Raw genomic sequence first — 21,675 nt, forward strand, 5'->3', positions numbered from 1 at the left:
TTTCGTAATGGTCTCGTATAATAAGAAAATTGAATTATTAATTATTTAGATTTTTTTGTATATGAGAGAAAGACGATTACGATTTCGCGTTGCCACCTTGGTAGCGTTTTTTCTCCTGCTTGCTTTGCCTTCCATGTCGCAAGGCACAAAGGAGAAAGGTATCACCATGGAATTCAGAAACGAGGACCTGCCGTTACTTTTCAAACGTATTGAAAAGGCTTCTGACTTCCGTGTAATTTTTATCTATGAAGACGTAAGCAAATATCGTTCGACCGGGAAGATAACGAATGCTAGTGTCGACAAGGCTATGAAAGCCATCATTGGGAACCACCCTTTGAAATACCATATCGATGGCAAGTTCATAAACGTGAGCCGTAAGCAGGTAAAGATGCTGAAAGAAGTTAAGGGTATGGTATTGTCAGACAATGACGGACATCCCGTGCCTGGGGCTACCGTTGCAGTTGAAGGCACACAACAACAGACAATCACAGACGCAAATGGAGTCTTCAACCTGTCAAATGTGTATGAAGACATGGCTGTGAAAGTTTCATTTGTCGGAATGCTTCCTCAAAGGAAGAAGGTTTCAGCAAACATGACTATTATGTTGAAAGACGATTTTGAACAGCTCAGCGAAGTTGTGGTCACGGGTTATGGTAATACTGTAAAAGGTAACTTTACAGGTGCTGCCACCACACTCAAGGCTTCTGAACTTAATCTAGAATCGTTTTCGTCAGTAGACCAGATGTTGCAGGGATTGGTGCCGGGCATGATGGTAAAACAGACAACAGGTATGGTTGGCGCATCTCCCAAAATTCGGGTGCGTGGAACATCTTCATTATTAGGAAGCCAGAATCCAGTTTGGGTTGTTGACGGTGTTGTGCAACGTGACCCGCAGCCATTTAATTCAGAGGAAAACACAAAGTTTTCTGTGGATAATGATGATATCACCCAACTTGCAGGAAATGCAATATCATGGTTGAACCCAAGTGACATCGAGACTATCACAGTACTAAAAGACCCTTCTGCTACAGCGATTTATGGTTCAGAGGCAGCAAACGGAGTAATCGTCATCACCACCAAGAAGGCAAATAGCGGAAAGTTGTCTGTTTCGTATAACGGCGATTTCACAATAGGCCAGCGTCCAGGTTATGGCCTATATAATCAGATGAACTCTCAAGAAATCATGCAACTTGGACAGGAAATGTATGAAGACAGGGTCTCGTATCCGTCAAATATCCTGCCTGTGGGTTATGCTGGACTGCTTCAAAGCTACCTCAACAAAAACATTAGTAAAGAACAGTTTGATTCGGAATATTACAGAATGTCCAATCTAAATACCGATTGGTTTTCTGCCTTGTTCAGAAATTCCTTCAGTCACAAGCATAATGTGAGCCTCAGTGGTGGAACAAATGTAGTACAAAATCGTACATCATTAAATTTTACGGAAGAGAATGGTGAAGCTAAAGGTAATGACAACCAACTATTCTCCGCCACATCAAATACAACGATGAATCTTCTTAACGACAAACTGAAGGTTAACCTTCTTCTCACTGGCACTTACAGAAAGACCACAGGCTTTGCCTATGGCGTAGACCCTTTCAACTACGCATACGGAACAAGTCGCGCAATACCTTTATATAATGCAGACGGAACCCTTTATTATCATGAGAAATGGGCCGATGAGACAAGTACAGTTATCGATAATAAGAACAGTTATAAATACAATATTCTCAATGAACGCAATAATACAGGAAGCCAAAGCATTACAAAGAGATGGGGCTCTACACTTAGCGTGAACTGGAATATTTTGCCTGGCTTGGAATATCAGGGACTCTTCTCCTACAGCAGCTCGTCTACTGATACCAAATCATACGCAACCGAACGGTCGTTCTATGCCACATCGCTTAGGGGATATGAATACGGTGCGTATTCGAGCTCATCTCAGGAGATAGGGTACTCAAGAATGCCATTCGGCGGACTTCTTGAGACTGGTTTCACGGACATCACGACCATTACAGTGCGCAATGCACTTGTATATGACAAGCTGATAAACGACGTACATAGAATTACAGCCCAGATAGGCATAGAGACCAATACAGTGAAAACAAGAGGTACTACAAGCAAGCGATATGGCTATCTCAAGGATAGAGGCGAGACTTTTGCCAATCTGCCTATTCAGTATATTGACCTAATATGGAATGAACCAGAAGAAAACCCTTTTGTTAGGGGAGAAGCTACTGTGCTGAATAAAGTTAACAATAAACTTAGCGAATACGCCATATTGGCATATACATACGACAATAGATATGTAGTTAACCTCAACGCGCGTCTTGATGCGTCAAACCGATTCGGACAGGACAAAAACAAAAGGTTTGAGCCTACATGGTCGGCAGGAGCAAAATGGAGAATAGGCTCTGAAAAGTTTGCAAATAACATCAGTTGGATGAACAACCTTGACATCATCGCATCTTATGGATACCAGGGTAACTCTGTGGAAACCGTATCTCCATATCTGATTGCAAAGGATGGAGGAGTAAATGAGTACTATAACGACTATATACTGACAATAAGTTCGCTGCCATATCCTGATTTAGGATGGGAAAAGACAAGAACCTACAATTTCGGCATCGACGCCACCTTTTTCGATGGTAGGTTAAACATGATCGCAAACTATTTCCGCAAGGTCAGCAACGTGCTTACATCACGCAACGTACCCTTCGAGAATGGTGTTCAAAAAGCTATTGTGGGTGGTGGCGAAATTACTAATAGTGGCTACGACTTCGTGGTCAACGTAGTGCCTATTAGGACAAGAGACTTTTCATGGCAGGTTTCATTGAATACCAGCGTGACCAAGAACACCCTTGAGAAGAACCAACGTGTCAACACCCTCAATGACTACATTAATGGAACAGCTGGTATAAATGGCGAAGCATACTCCACTTTTTATTCATATAAGTTCAAGGGGCTGAATGAGTCAAACGGTCAGCCTGAGTTTGAAAACATGGAAGTAGAGAACGGAGAAGACCCAAGGGCTTATCTTGTTAAGTCAGGTAAGTTCCTTCCCGACTTTAATGGTGGTCTTAACATGCAGTTCAAGTATAAGGCATTCACACTCTATGCCTTGTTTAACATACAATGGGGAGGACATGGCCGACTTCCAAAACTCTATGACACGTCAAGCAATTATGGTATACCAACTCCAGAGCAAAACGTGTCACGTGACATTATTGGCAGATGGCGTAAGCCTGGCGACAATACTCTCATACCTTCAATACCAACATCCTTGGCTTATATACAGTTGCCCTCTACAGGCTCTGTAGAAAGTAGCGAATCTTGGTTATATGATATGTATAATAACTCAGATGTAAGAGTGGCAAAAACCGACTTTATAAGATGCAACTCTCTTTCTCTTGCATACGATTTCGATGAGAGATTTCTATCGAAGATATACGCAAAGCGACTGCAGTTGAAGTTCACCCTCGCCAATCCTTTTTTATGGGTGTCTGACAGCAAATGGAATGGCATAGATCCTGAGACAGGAAACTGGCCGGCAAGACGAATGGCAACAATGTCGCTGAAAGTCATGTTCTAAATGAATAATAAGTCTTACACAAATAATAACGAAATATTCGAAATTATGAAGAAAAAACATATACTAATACTATTCTTTGTTATTATTGGAATGGCATCATGTTCAGATTTCCTTAACGAGGAATCGGGCGACGAGGTAATAGTCAAAACCGTGTCGGATTACAAGGAACTTCTTCTCGGTTCGGGCTATCCCTCGCCCACAGGTAAACTATATAACACGCTCTATCTGCTTGATGACGACTATATGCTTAACGAGAAATCAATGTGGGATCCTGACAACGATTATGAAGGAGCGGTAAGTGCATTCCCTTTCTTCACATGGCAACCTGACATGTGGGAGAACCAGAATGTGAACAAGACATATTATGACGACTGCTATGCCATGACATACGAACGGATAGTAGGAGTAAATGCTGTTCTCGATGGAATAGAAGAAGCCGTGGGAGGAACACGCCAAGATATGGATATTGTTAAGGCTGAGGCACTTGCACTTAGGGGATATTACTACTTCATGCTTGTTAATATCTTTGGCAAACCATATAAAACAGACAAAGAGTCGTTGGGTGTGCCATTGAAACTTAATGCCGACATGAATACGTCTGGACTTGATAGAAATACCGTCGCAGAGGTATATGCCCAGATTGTGAGAGATCTTGAAGAGTCGTCGGAACTGTTTTGTAAATACCCCAAAACGCGCGGAGATTTCCGATTCAACATCCCTTCGGTAAACATTGTTCTCTGCCGAGTGTATTTGCAGATGGAGAATTGGGACAAGGTTATTGAGGCTGCAACCACTGCCATCGACAATGGCAACCCTATCACCAACTACACTCTTCTTCCTGCAAAGAACGGTACGATGGCAAGCTACGACTATTCTGAGGTGGAGCTTCTCTATGGTAATGGATATTCAACTTGCTCGCTTCCTGGATTCAAGGTGTCAGATGAACTTATTGGACTTTTTGACGACAATGATATGAGAAAGGTCCTTTGGTTTTATAACGGCAACGTGTATAAGAAGCGTTTAGGAAGCAAACGAACACCGACAAACGCCATTAGGATTTCTGAGGCTTATCTATGTCGCGCTGAGGCTTATGCTAGAAAAAACAATGATGACGCCGCATGGAAGGACCTTACAAAACTGCGTGAAAACAGATATAAAGACTATGTCCCGCAACGTCCAACAAGCAATGAAGCCTTGATTAAGGATATTGTCAAAGAGAGAAGGCTCGAACTGTGCTTCGACGAAGTGAGATGGTTTGACCTTAGAAGAAATGGAATGCCGTCAATAGTGCATTTATACAAGACAAAGAGTGTGGACGAATGGCAGAAATACGTGCTGAAGGATAACGATCCGATGTATACACTGCCTTTGCCTAATGAAGTGATACAGGAAAATCCCGCTTTAAGGCAGAACGAGTCGGCCGCAATGCCTAAACGTCCTGCAAGTGTATGACATTAATTAAATGAGAACATTATGAAAACTATAAGAACATTGAAATATTTTTATATACTTATTGTTGCTGTTGTAGCATTCACAGCTTGTAACGACGATAATGAACTTGGAGAAGTAAAAGTGCCTGGGTCTGACTACACCTTGCCCCAAGGTGGAAATAATGAGGCCGACGCAAAGATAATGTCGCTTTATGATACTTATGGAAGTTACTTCCTGTATGTTTTCAGCGAAAAGGACTTTAAGTGGTCTCTTGTTGAAAACAATGGCACAGAATACCAGTTTGAGCCTATAGAACCTGAAAGGGTAAATAATTTGCTGGACATAATACAAATAACATGGCTCGATTTGTACGACACGTCATTCTTGAAGAAAAACATGCCAAAATTTGTCATGCTCACCGGGAAGTTGCAGACCTTAGTGGAAGACTGGTGGTCGTCATCATGGGTAGACGTACCGGCTCGATGTATCGACAATCAGATTGCAATATCCGACATAACTAAAAATGTAGGAGAAATGACATCTGATGACAAACGTTCATTCAAGAATTATCTTCAAGCTGTTTTCCTCAATTATTGTATTACAACAGGGGCTGTAGAAGTACCTCAGGAGTTTTATACAGTAAGCGACTATACTGCCGACTTGTATTGGGAGTCAACAGAGAAGGCAAGGGAATACGGATTTGTTTACAATCCTCAGACCGACGAGGAGTGGAGCACTGTATACTGGTCATTAAGTCAGTCACTCGACATAAGTGCATATGTCGCGTCTTTAGCTTACCGCACAGAGAGCGAATGGACAGAGGACCTTGAATATCCTCTTGTTAGGAAGAAGTACGAACTTCTTGTAAATGCATTCACAAAGGCAGGAGTAGATATAAAGAAGATAGGAAATAAAGACTTCAAATAATTATTAATAAAAATAAAACTAATGCAATGAAAAGAAACAAATTAGCATTGGTAATACTTGCTGTCGCGTTATTGTTAAATGGCGCGACAGCAGTAGATGCCAAGAAGAAAGAAAAGCACAGGGAAAAAAAAGAAACAGTTCAAAAAACTCAGTACCAAAAATTGCTTGACAAGCCAGGGAAAACTACTGCCGAGGGGGGATTTGTGACTCTACACAAACTCAATGGGAAGTTGTATGCAGAATTGCCGGTGAAATATCTCGGGCGAGACGTGCTTTTGTCGTCTACAATAGCTGAAACAGGCAACTCAAGAATAGCTACTCTTGGATACAAAAATACCGATCCGTTACACATCAGGTTCTGCCGTCTCGACAGTTCTGTAGTCATAAAGACTGTTAATTCGCTCACAGAAGGTGACAAGGAACTCGCGACAGCAATAAAAAGGAGCTACAACGAGCCATTCTTCAAAAAATACAAAATTGAGGCATGGGGCAAAGACTCTGCAAGTGTCGTGTTTGAGATGACAGACATTTTTATGGGCGATGAGGCTCTGTTGAAACCTCTTGTAGATAAATTCAGCATTCTTGACGTTAAGTCTACCCATAAGCCTGCACTTTGCGCACTCGGAAACATAAAGTCGTTTGATGATAATGCCACGGTAGAGTCATACCTTACTTACGATTATTCCATAAACTTTATGACAAGCGAAGTGGCAAAAAGCAAGATTACAGTGAAGGTAAACCGCACTCTGCTTCTGCTGCCGGAAGAATTGATGAAACCAAGGATTGCCGACACAAGAATAGGAGTGTTCCTCACACAAAAACAAAACATTACCATGAAACATGACGGAATTGAAGACTACGCACTGGCTAACAGATGGAGACTCGAACCGTCAGACATGGAAGCGTGGAAAGCTGGAAAGCTCGTTGAACCTAAGAAACCTATTTTGTGGTATATTGATGATGCGTTTCCCGAAGATTGGAAACAACCATTGAAAAAGTCAGTAACCATTTGGAATAAGGCATTTGAGAAAATCGGTTTCAAAAATGTAATGCAGGCAGTGGATTTCCCGAAAGATGACCCCAATTTTGATCCAGACAACCTCAAATATTCTTGTATTAGATATGTACCAATAAGTGTTGAGAATGCCATGGGACCTTCATGGGTAGACCCTCGTACAGGAGAGATTATTAATGCGACGGTACTCGTGTATAATGACGTAATTAAACTTATTAATAACTGGCGTTTCGTGCAAACTGCTCAGTTAGATCCTGACGTGAGATGCAAAAAAATGCCAAAACGAATCGTTTACGAGTCGCTTGCTTATGTTTTTGCCCATGAGATAGGTCATACTCTTGGCTTGATGCACAATATGTCTGCGTCGAGTGTATTTCCTGTAGACTCATTGAGGTCGGCCTCTTTTACCCAGAAATATGGAACCACCCCCTCTATAATGGATTATGCAAGGTTCAATTATGTTGCACAGCCAGGAGACAAGGGGGTAAGATTATCACCACCAGATATGGGCGTGTACGATGAATATGCCATAAAATGGTTGTATTCACCAATCCCGGGGAATCTCTCTGTAGAAGAGGAGGCGAAAGTATTGGAAAAATGGATTGATGAAAAAGCCGGAAATCCGCTATATCGATATGGTAGACAACAGGTTTACTCTAGGTACGATCCAAGTGCACTTGAAGAAGACCTTGGTGACGATGCTGTCAAGGCTGGCGAATATGGTATCAAAAACTTGAAATACATTCTTAAAAATCTTAATAACTGGATTGATGACGACGAGTCGACAGCACACAGACAGGAACTATATGAGGCTATTTGCTCGCAATACTTGAGGTATCTTAACAATGCTTTGATTAACGTTGGTGGAATCTATCTGACGGAAATAAAGGATGGGACACCTGAAAAAAGATGGAAGCCTGTTGACAGGAAGAAGCAGCACGAAGTACTTATGTGGGTTATTGAACAGATAAAGAACAGCGACTGGCTTGACGACAAGAATTTGACACAGAACTTCCCATTGGCGCTTAACAAGTCGCTTACCATGAAGGGAAACATTGGACGAAAAATATTCGGGCTCGACAATAAAGTGCTATTGTGTTCACACATCAGCAACGACCCATACACACAACGTGAATACTACGATGACCTCTTTAATGCCATTTGGCAAAACACAGAAGGCAAAAACCGCCTAACCGCAGGAGACAAACTCCTTCAGAGGCTATCTCTGCAAGAAATGTCTAAAGCAATGAAGAAGATTACTGGCAAGGGTGCATCCTCTCTCGCTGAAGGTGCATCTGTATATGCTCCATCTGTTGATGAAATAGCTCTCTATGGTCTTGACAAAACAGGAACTGTAGAACGTCATATTTACGACCTGACGCTGTTAGAGGAAGAAAAAGGGCGTGGATTTGTTTCCACACTGCTTAAGCCATCAAGGAATTTTGGTGACAAATCCGACTTTGGACTGCAATCAGAGATCAACACCGATGCTATAGATGAGTCTTCTGCATATCGTGCCATGATGGTTGACAAGATAGAGACTTTGGTGAGAAAACGACTACTCAACGCTCATCCTGACGACAAAGCTCATTATAAATCAATTATTCTGATAATAAATTCGCTGAAGAACAAGTAATTGAAAATATTATTGTCAAATACCGCACTGCTCATGTGGTTGGATAATTATCAGTTCCGCAGTGCGGTATTTTTTTATATCCTCACTCCGTCCAGCATTTCAAAAAATCTCATTACTTTTTACCCCTGTTCGGGATAAAAATATACTTTAGAAAATTTGATAATCTCATTTTTTTTTTTATTCTCGTATCTTTGTAGGTGATAATCAAATAGTTACGAATAATAAAAAGAGACTACCAAATGATTTCAAGGGACAAAGTTACAGAAATTTTCTGTATTATTGATGAGTTGTGTAAAATTTTCGAGGCTGAAAATGCTGAAAAGTTGTTATTTTCCAATCCGCCAAACTTTTCGCCGATTATTTGCATTTCTAAGCGGCCATCATCTTCTTCTCTACTGCATAGCGTCAGATGTCATATGGATTTTGGGGAAGAATTCACCCCAGTTCTTGTAGTAAATCAGCCGTTGTCCTCGTCTAACGTGCAAAAAACAACAAATTAATGATTGAGATTATGATACAGGAATTCTTTTTTGCAGCATGGCCCTTGGTGGCTTGCGCACTGATGGTGGCTTTCGTATGCGTAGGTATTCACAAAGCAAAGAAACTGAGAGAACAGGGGGATGAGGCTAATGCCCACCGCCAACAGGGGATAGGCTTCTATATGGCATCCGTCCTGATGTTTGTGACATTCATTATCATGCAGATGGATAAGGGACACAGCACTTCCGACTGCGTCGTGTGGATGAGTATCGGTTCGATGTTCCTTTGCCTCGGATCTGTGGAGATGAACAAGATGAGGAATACAAACTGCATGGCTGACCGACGACATAAATCTGAAAAAGGAGAAGGCTGACTGCGAGGAGGCTCTGCGTAAGGTGGAGGAGAAAACACCTCATTCATCGACGCCATCAACAATGACAGTGAGCAGACGAAATCAGTGTGCTCAACCAAAACTACGGATACAGGTCATCCAGGACGGCAACAACTCCAGTAGCCGCATCCAGATTGTGTGACTTCTGCGCCCCGAAGCCGTATGTCCGTACGCCAAAAGCCCTTCCGGACTACGCTATAATTTATAAATAATGTGCAAGAATAATATGACTCAACTTTTGAAAAGAGACAAAAGAAGATAAATGACGTATGTTTAAGCCAGGCTTTTACTATTGGCCTTTTAACTCCCCCTTATAACTCCCCATTTAACTCCCCCTTTAACTTCCTTAACTTCCCCCAAAAAAGCACATTCGAAACTTGGGTTTTAAAAAAAAGGAAGCTGCAACCGTCCTTTGTAAAGACGCATTGCGGCTTCCTAATAAGAGAGTTTAGCCAAGGGCTATTGACCAAGGTCATCATCCGGCTGAGTGCCTGGGTCAACAGGCTCAGTGCCCGGAGTTTCCGAATCACTTCCGGTGGAACCGGCTTGCGTGCGAGGCGATGAGTAGCTGCTGCTTTCACGCAACTTCGCCGCCTTTGTCAACATCGACTTCGAAAACTCCCCTACGCCGATTGCTTGCAACACCACTGATTCAACATTTTTCGCAATGCTGAAATCGTCTGCAGTGGCGGCACCCGCCTTGTGTTTTACAGAGAGTCCGAACGACACAAGATTGTCAAGAATAACTCTCTTGCCGTCGAGCGTTAACTCATTGATGCAACTGACAGCATCCTTCAGCACTGCCTCCAGGAAGCCCTTGCTCAGCGGTGTGTTGTGACTGGCCATGTGTTCAGCGAGTTCCGGAATATGAAAGGTCTCGCTGCTCACCACTCGGCAATACCATTTGCCAAACGAAGGACTGTCCTTCAGCTGGCTCTGATAAATCTGATAGCTTAGCATAAATGTAAATAATTATTAAGGTTAAACAAAAAAGTAAAGAACGCTTAAGATTCCACCAATATTAGCTTCATCTTTCTGTATACAAAGGTACAAAAAAAATCTCAAACTGCCAAACTTTTTCACTACTTTTTTTCATAAAAAACTCACTTTTTTCGCGTTGTAAATGCAACGTGGCAGTAGTGTAAACGCAACGTCAAAGATGGGAAAACGTAACGTCTCGCTTGTTAATAGGCAACTTTTGCTCATAGGTTACAGATCGACAAACCTTGAAAATAGTGACACGGTGACACCTTTTATATCATTTTCTTAAAAATCGCGGAAAAAAATAAAAAAAGGATAGAAGAAGCAGGGTGTAGAATATTTGATTTATTTTATAAAAGTTTGGGGAAATAGCACTAAACGTGTCACCGTGTCACTCTTTCGCCGTAATAATAAAAAGGGCATCCCCATAGAAAGGAATGCCCGATGAAAGGTAAGAGACATAAAACAGTGTGCTTAGAAAGGCTTGCCATTGTCTTCGTCGGCATCTTCCACCACGTTCTTGCCAATGTCATTTATATTTACTTGTACCACTAGATAGAAACGGCCCTTATTGCTACGTTTGCTCTCATAGCCCAGTTTTTTCATGGCTAATCCAATCTTGGTCGAACTGGTGAGAATGTTCGATGGAAAGCGGCTCTTTATATCGGTTGAGGTGAGACACTGTGGAGTGTCGGTGTCGGATGGCTTACGGAAATGAGTTAGAATATATTCATATGTCTCGTCAGTCTGCTCGAACTCCTTGTTCCGCTCATTTATAAGCGTTATCTCTTCGTCAGAAAACCACGTTTGGAATGTGCTGTTTACGAGGCTAAACACCTGAGAATAAATACCCTCATAGTTAATGTTCGCAGTATGCGGATTGTCGATTGATTCTACATTGGCAACAATCCAGCGTCGGTTGCCGGTAGGGTCTATAAGGAACTCGGCTTCGTTTCCAGTGGCAGCCAATGACGCGCGACGCGGCAGGAGTTTGGGGTAACGGTCGTAAGGAGCGCGAACGTTCACGAACTTCTGCGTAACCACAGCCTTCAACTTGTTTAGATTCTGGCGGCTTAAGGCTTTCATGTCATCGAAATTTATCAACAAATTCTTTGCCAGTCTTAGTTCGTAGTCCTTGTCTATAGCGTCTATGGCCTTCTCCTCAAAATAATATTTTCGGAGTTCTGGGGGCAGCAGAATCCGGAAGAACGTCGATTTGTAGCAACCTTGTTTTCCTAAGAGAGTCAGTATGGCTTCATTGATATTTTCTGTCGAAAAATATCCCTTGAATATACCAACAAACCATTTTTTGAACACCAAATAAAATTCCTCCGGCGACATGTTGCTGCAGTGAACCATATTTGCCAGTTGGCGGATATGGTCAGTTGTACCGTCCCAAGTCGGCAGGGATTCTAAATACGATTTCACGGGATCGAAGTCATCAGTGAAGTTTGAATTGATGAGCGAGTAGATCTCGTTCAGTCTAACCTTGATTCCCGCCAGTCGCAATTCTCGCCAAATGGTGTTTGCCGCCGTGTCGTCCAAGTCGTGGAAAGCCAAATTCCCATCTTCTACAAGGGCAATTTCCAACATTCCCGTAAGAATATTTCGGCGGAAAAGCCAACGGCTGACAATAAATGACTCAATTTTCTGAAGCTCATCAGCCTTTTCCTTCTCGTTCTTCTTGGGTCTGCCACGCTTTTTCGTCACTTTTTCCTTGGGCGTATCGTCAAGCGATGGTTTCTCATTCACAAGTGTATCTACTATAGGATGTGTTTCTCTATATGCGGCACTGAGGTCGATGCCCGCCTCCTTAGCCTTCTGAAAGAAAGTGCCAATAGTAATCTTGCGACCCGAAGGCGGCATGCGAAGGCAGTGGTCAAACTGCTTGTCAGTCTCACTATAATTATAGTTAGGATATAGGGAAGAGAGCTCATGAAATATTGGACGAGCTTCCTCTCCGATACCATCAGCCAGGGCAAAACCAACGTCACGCCAATCTGGGTATAGACTCGTTATGTCCTTGCCGCGGGCACAAAGCATCTTCGCAACCAACTCAACCTGATGATAAAGTTCATCCAAGGTCTCGGTTTTTGAGTTTTTTTCCTTAGCCATCTCGACATGTTTATATTCGCGGCTGCCTAATTCTGCAACCTTTGGCTTGCCAGTCTGATTGGCACAGGCAAGCTCTAATTGTTTTTTAATATCTATCATGATTTAAAACGGACATATTTGTGGTGATACATAAGCATGGGGGTCGTGGCAGAGGAAACAGGCTCGGACAATGTCCTTACACGCCTCGTCGATCACTAGTCCATGCATTGTTTTATAATAATAGCGCAGGGCCTTGAAATTATCCAAATGTGAAAAGTTACAGATGTCTATTCTCACATAGTCTTTAAGGCCGTTGCCTCGGGGAGAGACATGAATCAAATCATGTATAAGATCTTGGTCGTCAAGCAGATGCTGCTTCAGACCTTCCAAATCGCGTGTGGCATCAGGATTTTCCTTTGCATCGATGTCGATGCACAAGAGGCCTGAATGTCGCACCAATTTCTCTTCACGGCGGTATTTGAACACACCGCTAGGAGTCACGAAGTCAAGTTTTTCGAGTTTAAACTCCTTTTGTTTTTCAACGTCCTCAATCGCCCTAAGCTGCTCGGTCAATTTCCCATAATGCTGATGCATCATGACTTGGCAATAGACCTCTCCCAAATTCACACGATTAAGCAAGGGCACGCAGTTTGTAACAGGAGCTCTAAATTCGGACATCCAAACATTGTTGGCGTCGCGTTCGTCACCTGGAAGCAACGCATTCAGCTGAATGCGCTCCTCCGATAGTATTGTATCAGCCAGAGCATGATTTGTTCTATCCATACTCGTTAACCTTTCCGGAGTGCCCTCCGTTTGCATGAGAGGGGTCCTACCGCACAACATCGGTGCAAACTGGCCTACGGTCCAACGCCTGACCCAATTCCGATGTCGTTTTGGTAGTGCAAAGATACTGATTTTTAGCGACTTATCAAAATTTACGCTTGATTTGACCTCTTCGCTGTTTTTTATCGGATTCACCTTTTTTTGATTGTTGTTCATTGTTTTTCTTTATTGTTTATCACACCAAAATCAAATTTGGTAGTCTAAACTTGATTACATATTGGATAATAATCAAGTAAAGAATCAAAAATATGTCAAGCAATCAAAATCGGAATAAGAATATGATTATGACGAATCAATGAATAAAAAAAGTGTATCAACCATGATAGTTTGATACACTTTTGAAATCAAGTTAAAAAAATATAAATCAAGAGTGTTTTAGAAGTTGCTCGCCTTTTCTAAAAGTTGAATAGTGCAACAACGTGTTTTGAGTTTTTCTACAAACGCTTTGAACTCTCCTTTTCTATCGTTCTTAACTTCTTTATTGTAACTGATTACCGCCTCATATGACACGCTTTCGTACTTCGCTGAAGGATTCTCCATATACTTTTCAAAGAAGTATTTTACGGCTTCCTTTAACAAGCCCTTTCCAAAACCAAAGTAATGTAGAAACATTAGAACAGTTTTTGCAGGCAGTTTCTTTTTGTTATATCCATCAGGCAGTAGGTCGTCAAATATGCTTATTAAATGTTTTACCCTTTCAACCTTCTCTTTATCATTTCCAAACAAGAGTATCTCTGTTTTGCTTAATCCTGTTGCAGATTCTACATCAATCACTTGTTTTATCACAAGCAACTTAACATCATTTTTGTCAAAATTATGAAAGCCGAATGGCGACCATGCCTCGTCGTTGTCATATTTATTTCTGCTTGCGATAGCCGAATTAGCTTTTTCACTTAAATCTTCACTGTCTTTATTAAACAAGGAAATCATTCCAGCAATCTCTTTTATGACTTTGTCTTTGAAATTTTTAAATAGAAAATAACAGTATCTCTTATCCTTCCTTATTTTTTCTTCTTCAGCCAACACACTCTTGCATAGATTTACACATTGTGCAAAAAGAATAAAGAATTTCTCTATCTCATTGTACAGTCCTGAAACACAAGGTGGATAGGTTTCAAATTTGAACAAAGGAAGAGGATATATGTTTGCAGAAATATAGGAATAATCGTATGCCGAAACGGGCATATTGCCAATAACATGCCTTACGTCTTCCCTGCGTGCTCTGGGACAGAATTTCATGAATAATTTTTTCGTCTCGCTAAATCCTGACCTCATTTTGCAAAACAATGTCAACGCGGTGTTAAAGCATTTGTTGTTTACTGTGACAAATTCCTTGTTGAACTCTCTTGAAAAATTTAAAAGCTTCGTGTATTCTGCTTCAAGTTTTACCCTACAATCTGCTACACTGCAAGCCATCAATTCCAACTCCACCTCGTCACATTTTTTGTATTCTATCGCATACAAAAATCTTTCTGGATTAAACTTTGCAACCGCCAAGGCTATTATGTTTAACCCTTCCTCTGGGTCATATATCTCTGTTGTATAATACATAATTATAATTTTAAAAATTAATATTATATTAATACTTGTTATGCTACAAGTTATTCAACTACAAATTTAACATAAATATCTGAAACCAACAAAAGATTTCCGAAAAATTTGATATAATGACTAAAGAACTTATGTAAACCTTCTCATAAGTCGCTTAGCTATATATTTTTTTTGTCGAAATATTGATCAATCCAAGTCGATAGAAATCAGAAATGGTCTGAAGTTATAAAGAGTTCAATATGCCTGAAATAATTTCTACAAGAATAGTTTCTTAAATAATCTGAATTTATTTGCATATCACGATTATTGTTTGTAATTTTGCGGGCGAAACATCAAGAGCAGTCGCCCTTGGGCGGACTCGCCAACCGAGTATGGACTACCACGGTGGCAAAGGTACGATGTGGAAGAATAATATTGTTAAACTTCAAAAAAGTCCAATTATGAACAAGAACATTTCAGCAGATTTTGCTGCAAGATTTGCAGCCATGTCAATTTCATCATTAGTTGAATCATTCAATGCACAAGTGGGGAACACTGGTTTCAATTCCGCCCGTGCAGCACACGACGTTGCCCTCATCGACGAGCTTATTGCCCGTGGCATAGATGTCAGCTCAGTATATTCAAATGGCAATATCTCCTTTGCCAAAAAAGTCGTTCTTGATGAAGCGTCAGGCAAACTGCGCTTACAAGAATAAATCATTCATAAATTAGATTCTTATCATTATCCCACATTCACGTCTGCTCTTGTGAATGTGGGATAATACATTTTCACGAGGGATTGCGACCAAAGCAATGTTTGCATATCTCTATCAGTCAATCAAATTTCTCTGTCTATGGTTGCCAAAACTCCACCACGAACAACGTCGAAGGTTGGCACTCTTAATCCTGCCGCCCTGCGCATTGGCAAAGCTAAATAACATAAAGTTTTTTTTAGAAATAAAGAATAGAAAAAAGAAAAGAATAAATGTAACGACTTGATTATCAAATATGTAATCACGCTGCATTAATAAATTCTTTTTCGCTTCTTTTTTTTATGCCATTATTTTATTGAATACGTACAATCGGAGCGAGAACCTTCTTTTATGATTTCCTTGTCCACCATAGAATACACCATCTTTATGATTTCTTTTAATTCTACATCAGGAATGCGTTCTGCCATTTGTGAAATCTTACTCTTAGGATGTTTCTTTAAATCCTCAAGAACAAGTGCCTTTAAAGCATACGGCTCAATGGTTTTGAGAGTTGTCACAATATTGGATTTGGCATTTCTAAGAAGGGTATCATTTATCTGGAAATATGTACCTTTCTTTACACCTCCCCTCGCTATCAGATGCATCTTGTCAAGATTATCTGTATAACTTCGGAGTCGTTCCTCACCTGTCAACTGCAATATCTTCGATAAATCAGTTGCAGAAATACGCTTTTCTCTCGCAATAATACCAAAAGCTATTTTATTTTTCTGCGACAACTGATAGTTGTGGTCAACGTAATCCATCAGCCTTACCACTGTCATTAGAGATTGTGTTCGACTTATGGGCTATACTATTGACCAACAATTCTCTAACCAGGTTCTCGTTATAATAACGTATGCTTTTGCGGAATAACCCATTGGGCATTTCGTAGCTATAAGTCAACTCGACAGCTTTGCCCATGATGTCCTCCAAAAGTTCTTTGGGGTTGAGGCTATTGTCACGCCACTCCAACTTGTTTGTCTTGTTCTCCAAGTCGTCATAGACAATATACTCAACAGTGATAGGATAACATGTACGGCTACGCTGCTTTGCAGTACCCAACCATAGGACACCAAGATTAGTCAATTTGCTTCCATCAAGTAGATGGTAGTCTGAATCGGTGCGTGCTTCCCCGTTTTGTCTTCTACACCTATCACAATCTGTCCCCCCTGTGCATTTGCTAATGCCACACAAGTAACCGAGAGTTCTCTAAACCCTTTGTCACCAGTGCGAATTTTCTGAAGACTCTTGAATTCTATGTTTTGACTTTCGTCGGTATTTTTTGTCGTCATAATATCTCTTAATTAAGATTGTAATAAAGCAACGTATTCATCTGCTATCAGTTTATCCAAAGCTGCCTTTTTTACCTTAAAAGTTTCCAAGTCATTGTCTGCTATAGCATCCATCAAAGCATCAGCACTCTCTTCCCATTCAGATGGTAGTTGAGATGGGATTGGTATCTGAGAGAAATTATCCCAAATGAGTTGGTAGCCACTTTGTATTCGTGGGCAAAATTCAGAAATCAGCCACCAACCTGTTGAGGAGTTTAAGAAAGCTAAAAGCGCCTTGTTTGATGTCGGCAGGAAATACATGGAATTATTACAAAATGTAGAAGCCTCATCATAAACGAAACAAGGCTTTGTCTGAAATACCTGATAGAAAATCTTTGGACTTTCAAACTTATCATAGTAAGCGCACGCTCTCAATTCCCACCAATAATCGCCTTTGTCAGTCCGCCCTCTTGCCTCGTTTGCAAATTGACTCAACCATCCCGAAACAGCGGGATAGTTCTGTGAAAACCATTCCCAAGCCTCAGCCTCATCTGGTTTCTCTTGTTTTTCTAAATCTATTCCCATACTATTCAGCGTAAAACCTTTTGGTATATATAATAGATGGCTACCTGCTATTGCTTTGCCGAAGGCTGTTAGTCCACGCCCTTGAAGGAATGGACGTATTATATCTGCAGAGGTTTGGTCTAATAATAATTTATTATAAACATCATCTGAAATATTAAAAGCTTTTGAAAGACCAGTTAGAAGCCCTCTACAACTTTCTTGTGATAATATATCCCCCAACCCTTTCATTCCTTCTTTTAATTTCTTTATCTTTTTGAAATTATCAAGCGACGAAGTGATCCATATCCCGTTATCCATTTCCTTGGTAGGAAAGATTTCCTTGCTATTTTCAATGTCCTCAGCAAGCGTTGATGGTTTAACATCTGATAAAGATGATATATTAATTGTGCCATTACTTTCTCGCTTGCACATTTCTATTATACAAGTATATGTTGTGGCATCGCTGAAAATCTGATAGTCACAGAAATCAACCATAGAAGTTAGCTCGTACTCAAGGAATAATTGGCGCAATTCTTTACCGTACATCACCTTAGTCCATTTATTAGGCATAATATAACTTAATAAACCTCCTTTTTTCAACAATTGGAGTCCGCGCTCAACGAATAGCAGATAAATATCGCCACGAGACATCAGGGTTCTGTAGTTTTTTACCTCATGATTATTTTCGTCTAGACGTTTCATTTTTTTATAAGTTATAACGTCTTTCGTCAGCTTTTCAAGACTGATATATGGAGGATTTCCTATAATAACATCAAATCCAATTAGTGTGCCATCATCACCAAGTATTTCAGGAAATTCCATCATCCATTCAAGTGATTTAGACATTGTCCGATAAACTGCGATGTCCTCCGTATGGTCGATAAACAAATCAAGTGAGTCGCCACGATGATTAAGCTTCCTTTTTATTACATCAATTTTCTTGAATATATCCTTTTTGTAGTTTTTTGATTTACTTGCCTTGTAATCTGCCACCAGTTTCTTATAATCAGATATATCTTTAGTAATATTAGTTCCAGGCTGTACTTTCTTACCAATAGTAACAGGCTTATGTGAAGCAAGGGAATTTCCGCATTTTATGTTAATATCAATGTTTGGCAGAGTCTGTAGCTGACGTGTGCCGTCTTCCGAATGATAGTAGTATGAGTTTTTCAGAAGTTCTATCCAAAGGCGCAACTGACAAATATCAACGCTCTTGGGGTTGAGGTCAACTCCAAAAAGACAATTTTCAATTATTGTTCGCTTTTCTTCAAACAGAGTTTCCTGAATTCTTTGACTTCCGGGATCACTCGGATTATACCGGAACATTTCGCCATCTTCATCACTTACAACGAGTTCATCATTTTCAACAGAGATGTCATATTCTTGAATCCGTTTAGGTTTTTCAGAATGGTCTTGCAGCACTCCCAATTCACTTTTTATGGCAATAAGCGTATTAAGTGCAGATACGAGGAAATGCCCACTTCCTACAGCAGGATCGCATATCTTAATACTGTTAATGATATCATTGGCTTCTTTGCGCATATCCCTTTTCCCATATTCGACTTTTTCTTTCAGTTCTTCCAAGTCTTTGCATTCCCATCCTTTGACTTCGTTAAACTTTTGTACTACAGCCCTTTTTAATGTTTTGGAGCACATATATTCAGTAATATAACCTGGAGTAAAGAAAGCACCATCTTTATACCCGTTAATTTTCTCGAATATCAGTCCGAGAACAGACGCATTAATGATCGTCTTACTGTCTTCGCGAACAATTTCATTATTGTGGTCAGCTCCAAAATCATAAGCATCTAGGAAACGGAACAGATAATCAAGCGTATTAAGCCTACCACCCAACCGATTGCCATTGGCATTTTTCAATACCGTTCTTTCATATACATCAATCTCCCCAAGACGCAGTTCACCTATAGCGAAATAATCTTTTTCCATTGGATTGAGTTCAAATAACGAACTGTTGAGATAAGGCACGTTCTTAAACTTGGTCTTTACATCATCAATTCTCTCTGCGATAGGCTTAGCAAGCACTTCACTGAAGAGGTCACGCAATTCATCATATCCAGAAATATGGTCTATATCAAGAAACTTTAAGGCTGAATCATTAGTAAAACTTACAAGTTGAGATTCAAGAAGCTTCAAAAACAGTATTCTGTTTATCCATATAAGCACTAAACCGAGAGCCGCATCGAAACGCGACTCATCATCTTCAAAGCTATAATCTTCAAGTTTTGAATATGCTTGCTCTACGAGGGAATAGGCTTGAGCTCCCTTCCCTAAACGCTTGATTTTCTTTATTTTGTCGTCTGTAACTTCTTTCACTCCCATAATATAAAGCAGCTCTCGATAAAAGTTGTTATTAAGCGTATTGTGGTCTGACGAGAAAGGCTGGTTAAGAAGATTTACAGGAGAAAACAGCTTGTATGCAGCAATAAACTTATGTGACATTATTATGCTATCTTTTTCAATGTCTTTCTTAAAGGAATTGAGGTCTATATACGTGTATTGCAACATGGACTGCTTACGCTCCACCTCTGGAGCAATTATCTGAGAGTATATATAAGAAGTGTCATTACCTTGGTTGTAGGCATCAAGAACTTTTTTTGAAAAGCTCTTGTTCTTCGCAAACAATCTAAAGAATTCTTTTTTCTCGAATATGAAAAATTGGCGACAGTCTGTTATGATGAGATGTTTTATATCGTTGTTCTTCTTCTCGACCTCTTCAATCAAATAATAAAGCACCAATTCATGCATTGCCTTCTTATTCATATTGTCATGGGAAACCATATCAGGACGACCTGGTCCTTTAACTTCAAACAATACTACAGGATGCTCCTCTTGAGTTGCTGCATCAACGTAAATAGCAAGATCTGTTCGCCTGTAAGTATTAACTAAGAAGCGACGATCGCGGTATAGTGAATTACGAAGAAAATGAATCACTAAGTTTTTATTAAACTCCTCTGTTTCATCTTCATTAATTTCGTTCAATAGTCTTTTTAGAGAATCTCTGAACAAATTGATGTCATCGATTCTCACGGGTTCTTTAAGATAATTCTTTAATATCGATTGTGAAGGATTGAGTTTATTCATAAAGTATTGTTTAATGTGATTATTGCAAAAAATATATTACTACACTCTAGAAAATATATGTTGAATGGAAGAGAATTCTATGGATCACAAACCGCACTACATTCCTCAGGAGTTGCCTCGCACAATCCGGCATCTACAAAGAGTCCTTCATATCCAAGGTCTTCATCTATACTTGGCCAGTGTATGCCTGTATAACCAAGAACGAAATCATTGCGTTGGTCTTTTGTGGCGTTTTCCAAACGTTTCCATTTCGAAAATGGTGTGCACACTCTTTGCCCATCTTTTGTTTCAATCCAGAGAGAGGTGTCGTCTGTCCATGCTCTAACAATATAAAACCTTTTCATTGCTCAGTCCTCCTGTTTATTTATTGAAGTAATTATGCCATCTTTCAATGATGACTTCTTTGTTTTCCAATACTAATGACTCTATTAAAGACAAATCATTTTTCTTAAACCTATGGTTAAATACAAGTTCCATGGGTTCAACGTTATATTTTGCCTCATTCCCATCTTTTATAATATGTATATGGATGGGAGTGTGGTCATTGACGGGACAAAGATAAGGATTTATTTGCAATCTGCCAAAAAAATCACGGCTTTTTTGAAAGAAAGGACATGCCATTTTTGTGAAGATACCTTCATAGGCCATCGAAGATATATTCGTTGGAAGACGCGTAGTTCTGTTTCACAAACATTTCTCTGACTATGGTTGCCCAAAGTCCACCGCGAACAACGTCGAGGGTTGGCACTCTTAATGCTGCCGCCCTGCGTATTGGCAAAGCTTAATAACATAACGGCTTTTTTTAGAAAAAAAGAATAGGAAAAGAAAACAATAAAGGTAACGGCTTGATTATCGATTTATATTGTATCTTCTCATGATGTGTATTATAATGCTTTTGCCCTTACAGGGCGTTGATATGATTTGTGACATTACCTACCCAGGGTGTTGCCCTAGGCTTGGCGCTTGCTGCCCTTTGCTTTTCCCTTCGGCCGGTTTTTTCAGTTGTTTTCCAAAAGAAAACGACCGTAGTAAAAGACAGGTGACAGACGAAATCGTCTGTCACCTG

General features: G+C 40.3%; 16 protein-coding genes and 1 riboswitch. Of the genes, 6 read left to right on the plus strand and 10 right to left on the minus strand.

The genetic code is table 11. The annotated features are described in order from the left end of the window. The first annotated feature begins 61 nt into the window (after positions 1-61). From CIK98_RS09360 to CIK98_RS09380, 5 genes are all read left to right on the plus strand, one after another. Positions 62-3,592, plus strand: coding sequence for a SusC/RagA family TonB-linked outer membrane protein (locus CIK98_RS09360; protein WP_253249684.1), 3,531 nt, complete (start codon positions 62-64; stop codon positions 3,590-3,592). A 45-nt stretch (positions 3,593-3,637) separates the two neighbouring features. Continuing rightward, on the plus strand, positions 3,638-5,044 hold the full coding sequence (locus tag CIK98_RS09365; protein ID WP_172409890.1) for a RagB/SusD family nutrient uptake outer membrane protein: 1,407 nt from the start codon (positions 3,638-3,640) through the stop codon (positions 5,042-5,044). 21 nt (positions 5,045-5,065) lie between these two features. Beyond that, entirely contained in the window at positions 5,066-5,950 is an 885-nt protein-coding gene (locus tag CIK98_RS09370; RefSeq protein WP_094383975.1) for a hypothetical protein, read from the plus strand. Between the two features lie 26 nt (positions 5,951-5,976). Beyond that, entirely contained in the window at positions 5,977-8,601 is a 2,625-nt protein-coding gene (locus CIK98_RS09375) for a zinc-dependent metalloprotease (protein WP_094383976.1), read from the plus strand. A 499-nt stretch (positions 8,602-9,100) separates the two neighbouring features. Then, positions 9,101-9,454: a hypothetical protein gene (locus CIK98_RS09380; RefSeq protein WP_094383977.1), complete on the plus strand. Its 354-nt coding sequence runs from the start codon at positions 9,101-9,103 to the stop codon at positions 9,452-9,454. Between the two features lie 477 nt (positions 9,455-9,931). Here the strand turns inward: CIK98_RS09380 and CIK98_RS09385 are convergent, their stop codons facing one another. The 4 genes from CIK98_RS09385 to CIK98_RS09400 all read right to left on the minus strand — a co-directional run bounded on the left by CIK98_RS09385 (position 9,932) and on the right by CIK98_RS09400 (position 14,941). Then, positions 9,932-10,432, minus strand: a complete 501-nt coding sequence (locus tag CIK98_RS09385; protein ID WP_094383978.1) for a hypothetical protein — start codon at positions 10,430-10,432, stop codon at positions 9,932-9,934. Between the two features lie 495 nt (positions 10,433-10,927). After that, entirely contained in the window at positions 10,928-12,667 is a 1,740-nt protein-coding gene (locus tag CIK98_RS09390; RefSeq protein ID WP_094383979.1) for a VapE domain-containing protein, read from the minus strand. A 3-nt stretch (positions 12,668-12,670) separates the two neighbouring features. Next, positions 12,671-13,330: a BT4734/BF3469 family protein gene (locus tag CIK98_RS09395; RefSeq protein ID WP_172409891.1), complete on the minus strand. Its 660-nt coding sequence runs from the start codon at positions 13,328-13,330 to the stop codon at positions 12,671-12,673. A 435-nt stretch (positions 13,331-13,765) separates the two neighbouring features. Further along, positions 13,766-14,941, minus strand: coding sequence for a hypothetical protein (locus tag CIK98_RS09400; protein ID WP_094383981.1), 1,176 nt, complete (start codon positions 14,939-14,941; stop codon positions 13,766-13,768). Positions 14,942-15,265: 324 nt separating this feature from the next. Next, a riboswitch (SAM-I-IV-variant riboswitch) is annotated at positions 15,266-15,383 on the plus strand. Between CIK98_RS09400 and CIK98_RS09405 the strand changes: the two genes are divergently transcribed. Beyond that, on the plus strand, positions 15,382-15,636 hold the full coding sequence (locus CIK98_RS09405) for a hypothetical protein (protein ID WP_141210493.1): 255 nt from the start codon (positions 15,382-15,384) through the stop codon (positions 15,634-15,636). (Overlaps the previous riboswitch by 2 nt.) Positions 15,637-15,980: 344 nt before the next feature. On the opposite strand, the gene CIK98_RS18710 is transcribed toward CIK98_RS09405, so the two are convergent. The 6 genes from CIK98_RS18710 to CIK98_RS09425 all read right to left on the minus strand — a co-directional run bounded on the left by CIK98_RS18710 (position 15,981) and on the right by CIK98_RS09425 (position 21,257). Further along, the gene (locus CIK98_RS18710; RefSeq protein WP_253249685.1) at positions 15,981-16,436 is read right to left on the minus strand and encodes a hypothetical protein; all 456 of its coding nucleotides are present in this window, start codon (positions 16,434-16,436) and stop codon (positions 15,981-15,983) included. After that, a complete protein-coding gene (locus CIK98_RS18715; protein WP_253249686.1) occupies positions 16,423-16,758 on the minus strand; it encodes a hypothetical protein in 336 nt (111 codons plus the stop codon). Before CIK98_RS18715 ends, CIK98_RS18710 begins: the two co-directional genes overlap by 14 nt. Next, a complete protein-coding gene (locus CIK98_RS18720; RefSeq protein WP_253249687.1) occupies positions 16,755-16,964 on the minus strand; it encodes a helix-turn-helix domain-containing protein in 210 nt (69 codons plus the stop codon). The genes CIK98_RS18715 and CIK98_RS18720 overlap by 4 nt, the downstream gene beginning before the upstream one ends. Before the next feature lie 12 nt (positions 16,965-16,976). Next, entirely contained in the window at positions 16,977-20,609 is a 3,633-nt protein-coding gene (locus CIK98_RS09415; RefSeq protein ID WP_094383983.1) for an Eco57I restriction-modification methylase domain-containing protein, read from the minus strand. Positions 20,610-20,686: 77 nt separating this feature from the next. Further along, positions 20,687-20,953: a DUF2442 domain-containing protein gene (locus CIK98_RS09420; protein WP_094383984.1), complete on the minus strand. Its 267-nt coding sequence runs from the start codon at positions 20,951-20,953 to the stop codon at positions 20,687-20,689. Between the two features lie 16 nt (positions 20,954-20,969). Continuing rightward, positions 20,970-21,257: a DUF4160 domain-containing protein gene (locus CIK98_RS09425; RefSeq protein WP_253249688.1), complete on the minus strand. Its 288-nt coding sequence runs from the start codon at positions 21,255-21,257 to the stop codon at positions 20,970-20,972. Positions 21,258-21,675: the final 418 nt, after the last annotated feature.

It is taken from the genome of Prevotella sp. P2-180 (genome assembly GCF_002251435.1).
GTDB lineage: Bacteria > Bacteroidota > Bacteroidia > Bacteroidales > Bacteroidaceae > Prevotella.

What these genes read in the sequence shown, in the direction of transcription:
- CIK98_RS09360 (WP_253249684.1), top strand. Translation starts at nt 62, where the DNA reads ATGAGAGAAAGACGATTACGATTTCGCGTTGCCACCTTGGTAGCGTTT.
- CIK98_RS09365 (WP_172409890.1), top strand. Translation starts at nt 3,638, where the DNA reads ATGAAGAAAAAACATATACTAATACTATTCTTTGTTATTATTGGAATG.
- CIK98_RS09370 (WP_094383975.1), top strand. Translation starts at nt 5,066, where the DNA reads ATGAAAACTATAAGAACATTGAAATATTTTTATATACTTATTGTTGCT.
- CIK98_RS09375 (WP_094383976.1), top strand. Translation starts at nt 5,977, where the DNA reads ATGAAAAGAAACAAATTAGCATTGGTAATACTTGCTGTCGCGTTATTG.
- CIK98_RS09380 (WP_094383977.1), top strand. Translation starts at nt 9,101, where the DNA reads ATGATTGAGATTATGATACAGGAATTCTTTTTTGCAGCATGGCCCTTG.
- CIK98_RS09385 (WP_094383978.1), bottom strand. Translation starts at nt 10,432, where the DNA reads ATGCTAAGCTATCAGATTTATCAGAGCCAGCTGAAGGACAGTCCTTCG.
- CIK98_RS09390 (WP_094383979.1), bottom strand. Translation starts at nt 12,667, where the DNA reads ATGATAGATATTAAAAAACAATTAGAGCTTGCCTGTGCCAATCAGACT.
- CIK98_RS09395 (WP_172409891.1), bottom strand. Translation starts at nt 13,330, where the DNA reads ATGGATAGAACAAATCATGCTCTGGCTGATACAATACTATCGGAGGAG.
- CIK98_RS09400 (WP_094383981.1), bottom strand. Translation starts at nt 14,941, where the DNA reads ATGTATTATACAACAGAGATATATGACCCAGAGGAAGGGTTAAACATA.
- CIK98_RS09405 (WP_141210493.1), top strand. Translation starts at nt 15,382, where the DNA reads ATGAACAAGAACATTTCAGCAGATTTTGCTGCAAGATTTGCAGCCATG.
- CIK98_RS18710 (WP_253249685.1), bottom strand. Translation starts at nt 16,436, where the DNA reads ATGGATTACGTTGACCACAACTATCAGTTGTCGCAGAAAAATAAAATA.
- CIK98_RS18720 (WP_253249687.1), bottom strand. Translation starts at nt 16,964, where the DNA reads ATGACGACAAAAAATACCGACGAAAGTCAAAACATAGAATTCAAGAGT.
- CIK98_RS09415 (WP_094383983.1), bottom strand. Translation starts at nt 20,609, where the DNA reads ATGAATAAACTCAATCCTTCACAATCGATATTAAAGAATTATCTTAAA.
- CIK98_RS09420 (WP_094383984.1), bottom strand. Translation starts at nt 20,953, where the DNA reads ATGAAAAGGTTTTATATTGTTAGAGCATGGACAGACGACACCTCTCTC.
- CIK98_RS09425 (WP_253249688.1), bottom strand. Translation starts at nt 21,257, where the DNA reads ATGGCCTATGAAGGTATCTTCACAAAAATGGCATGTCCTTTCTTTCAA.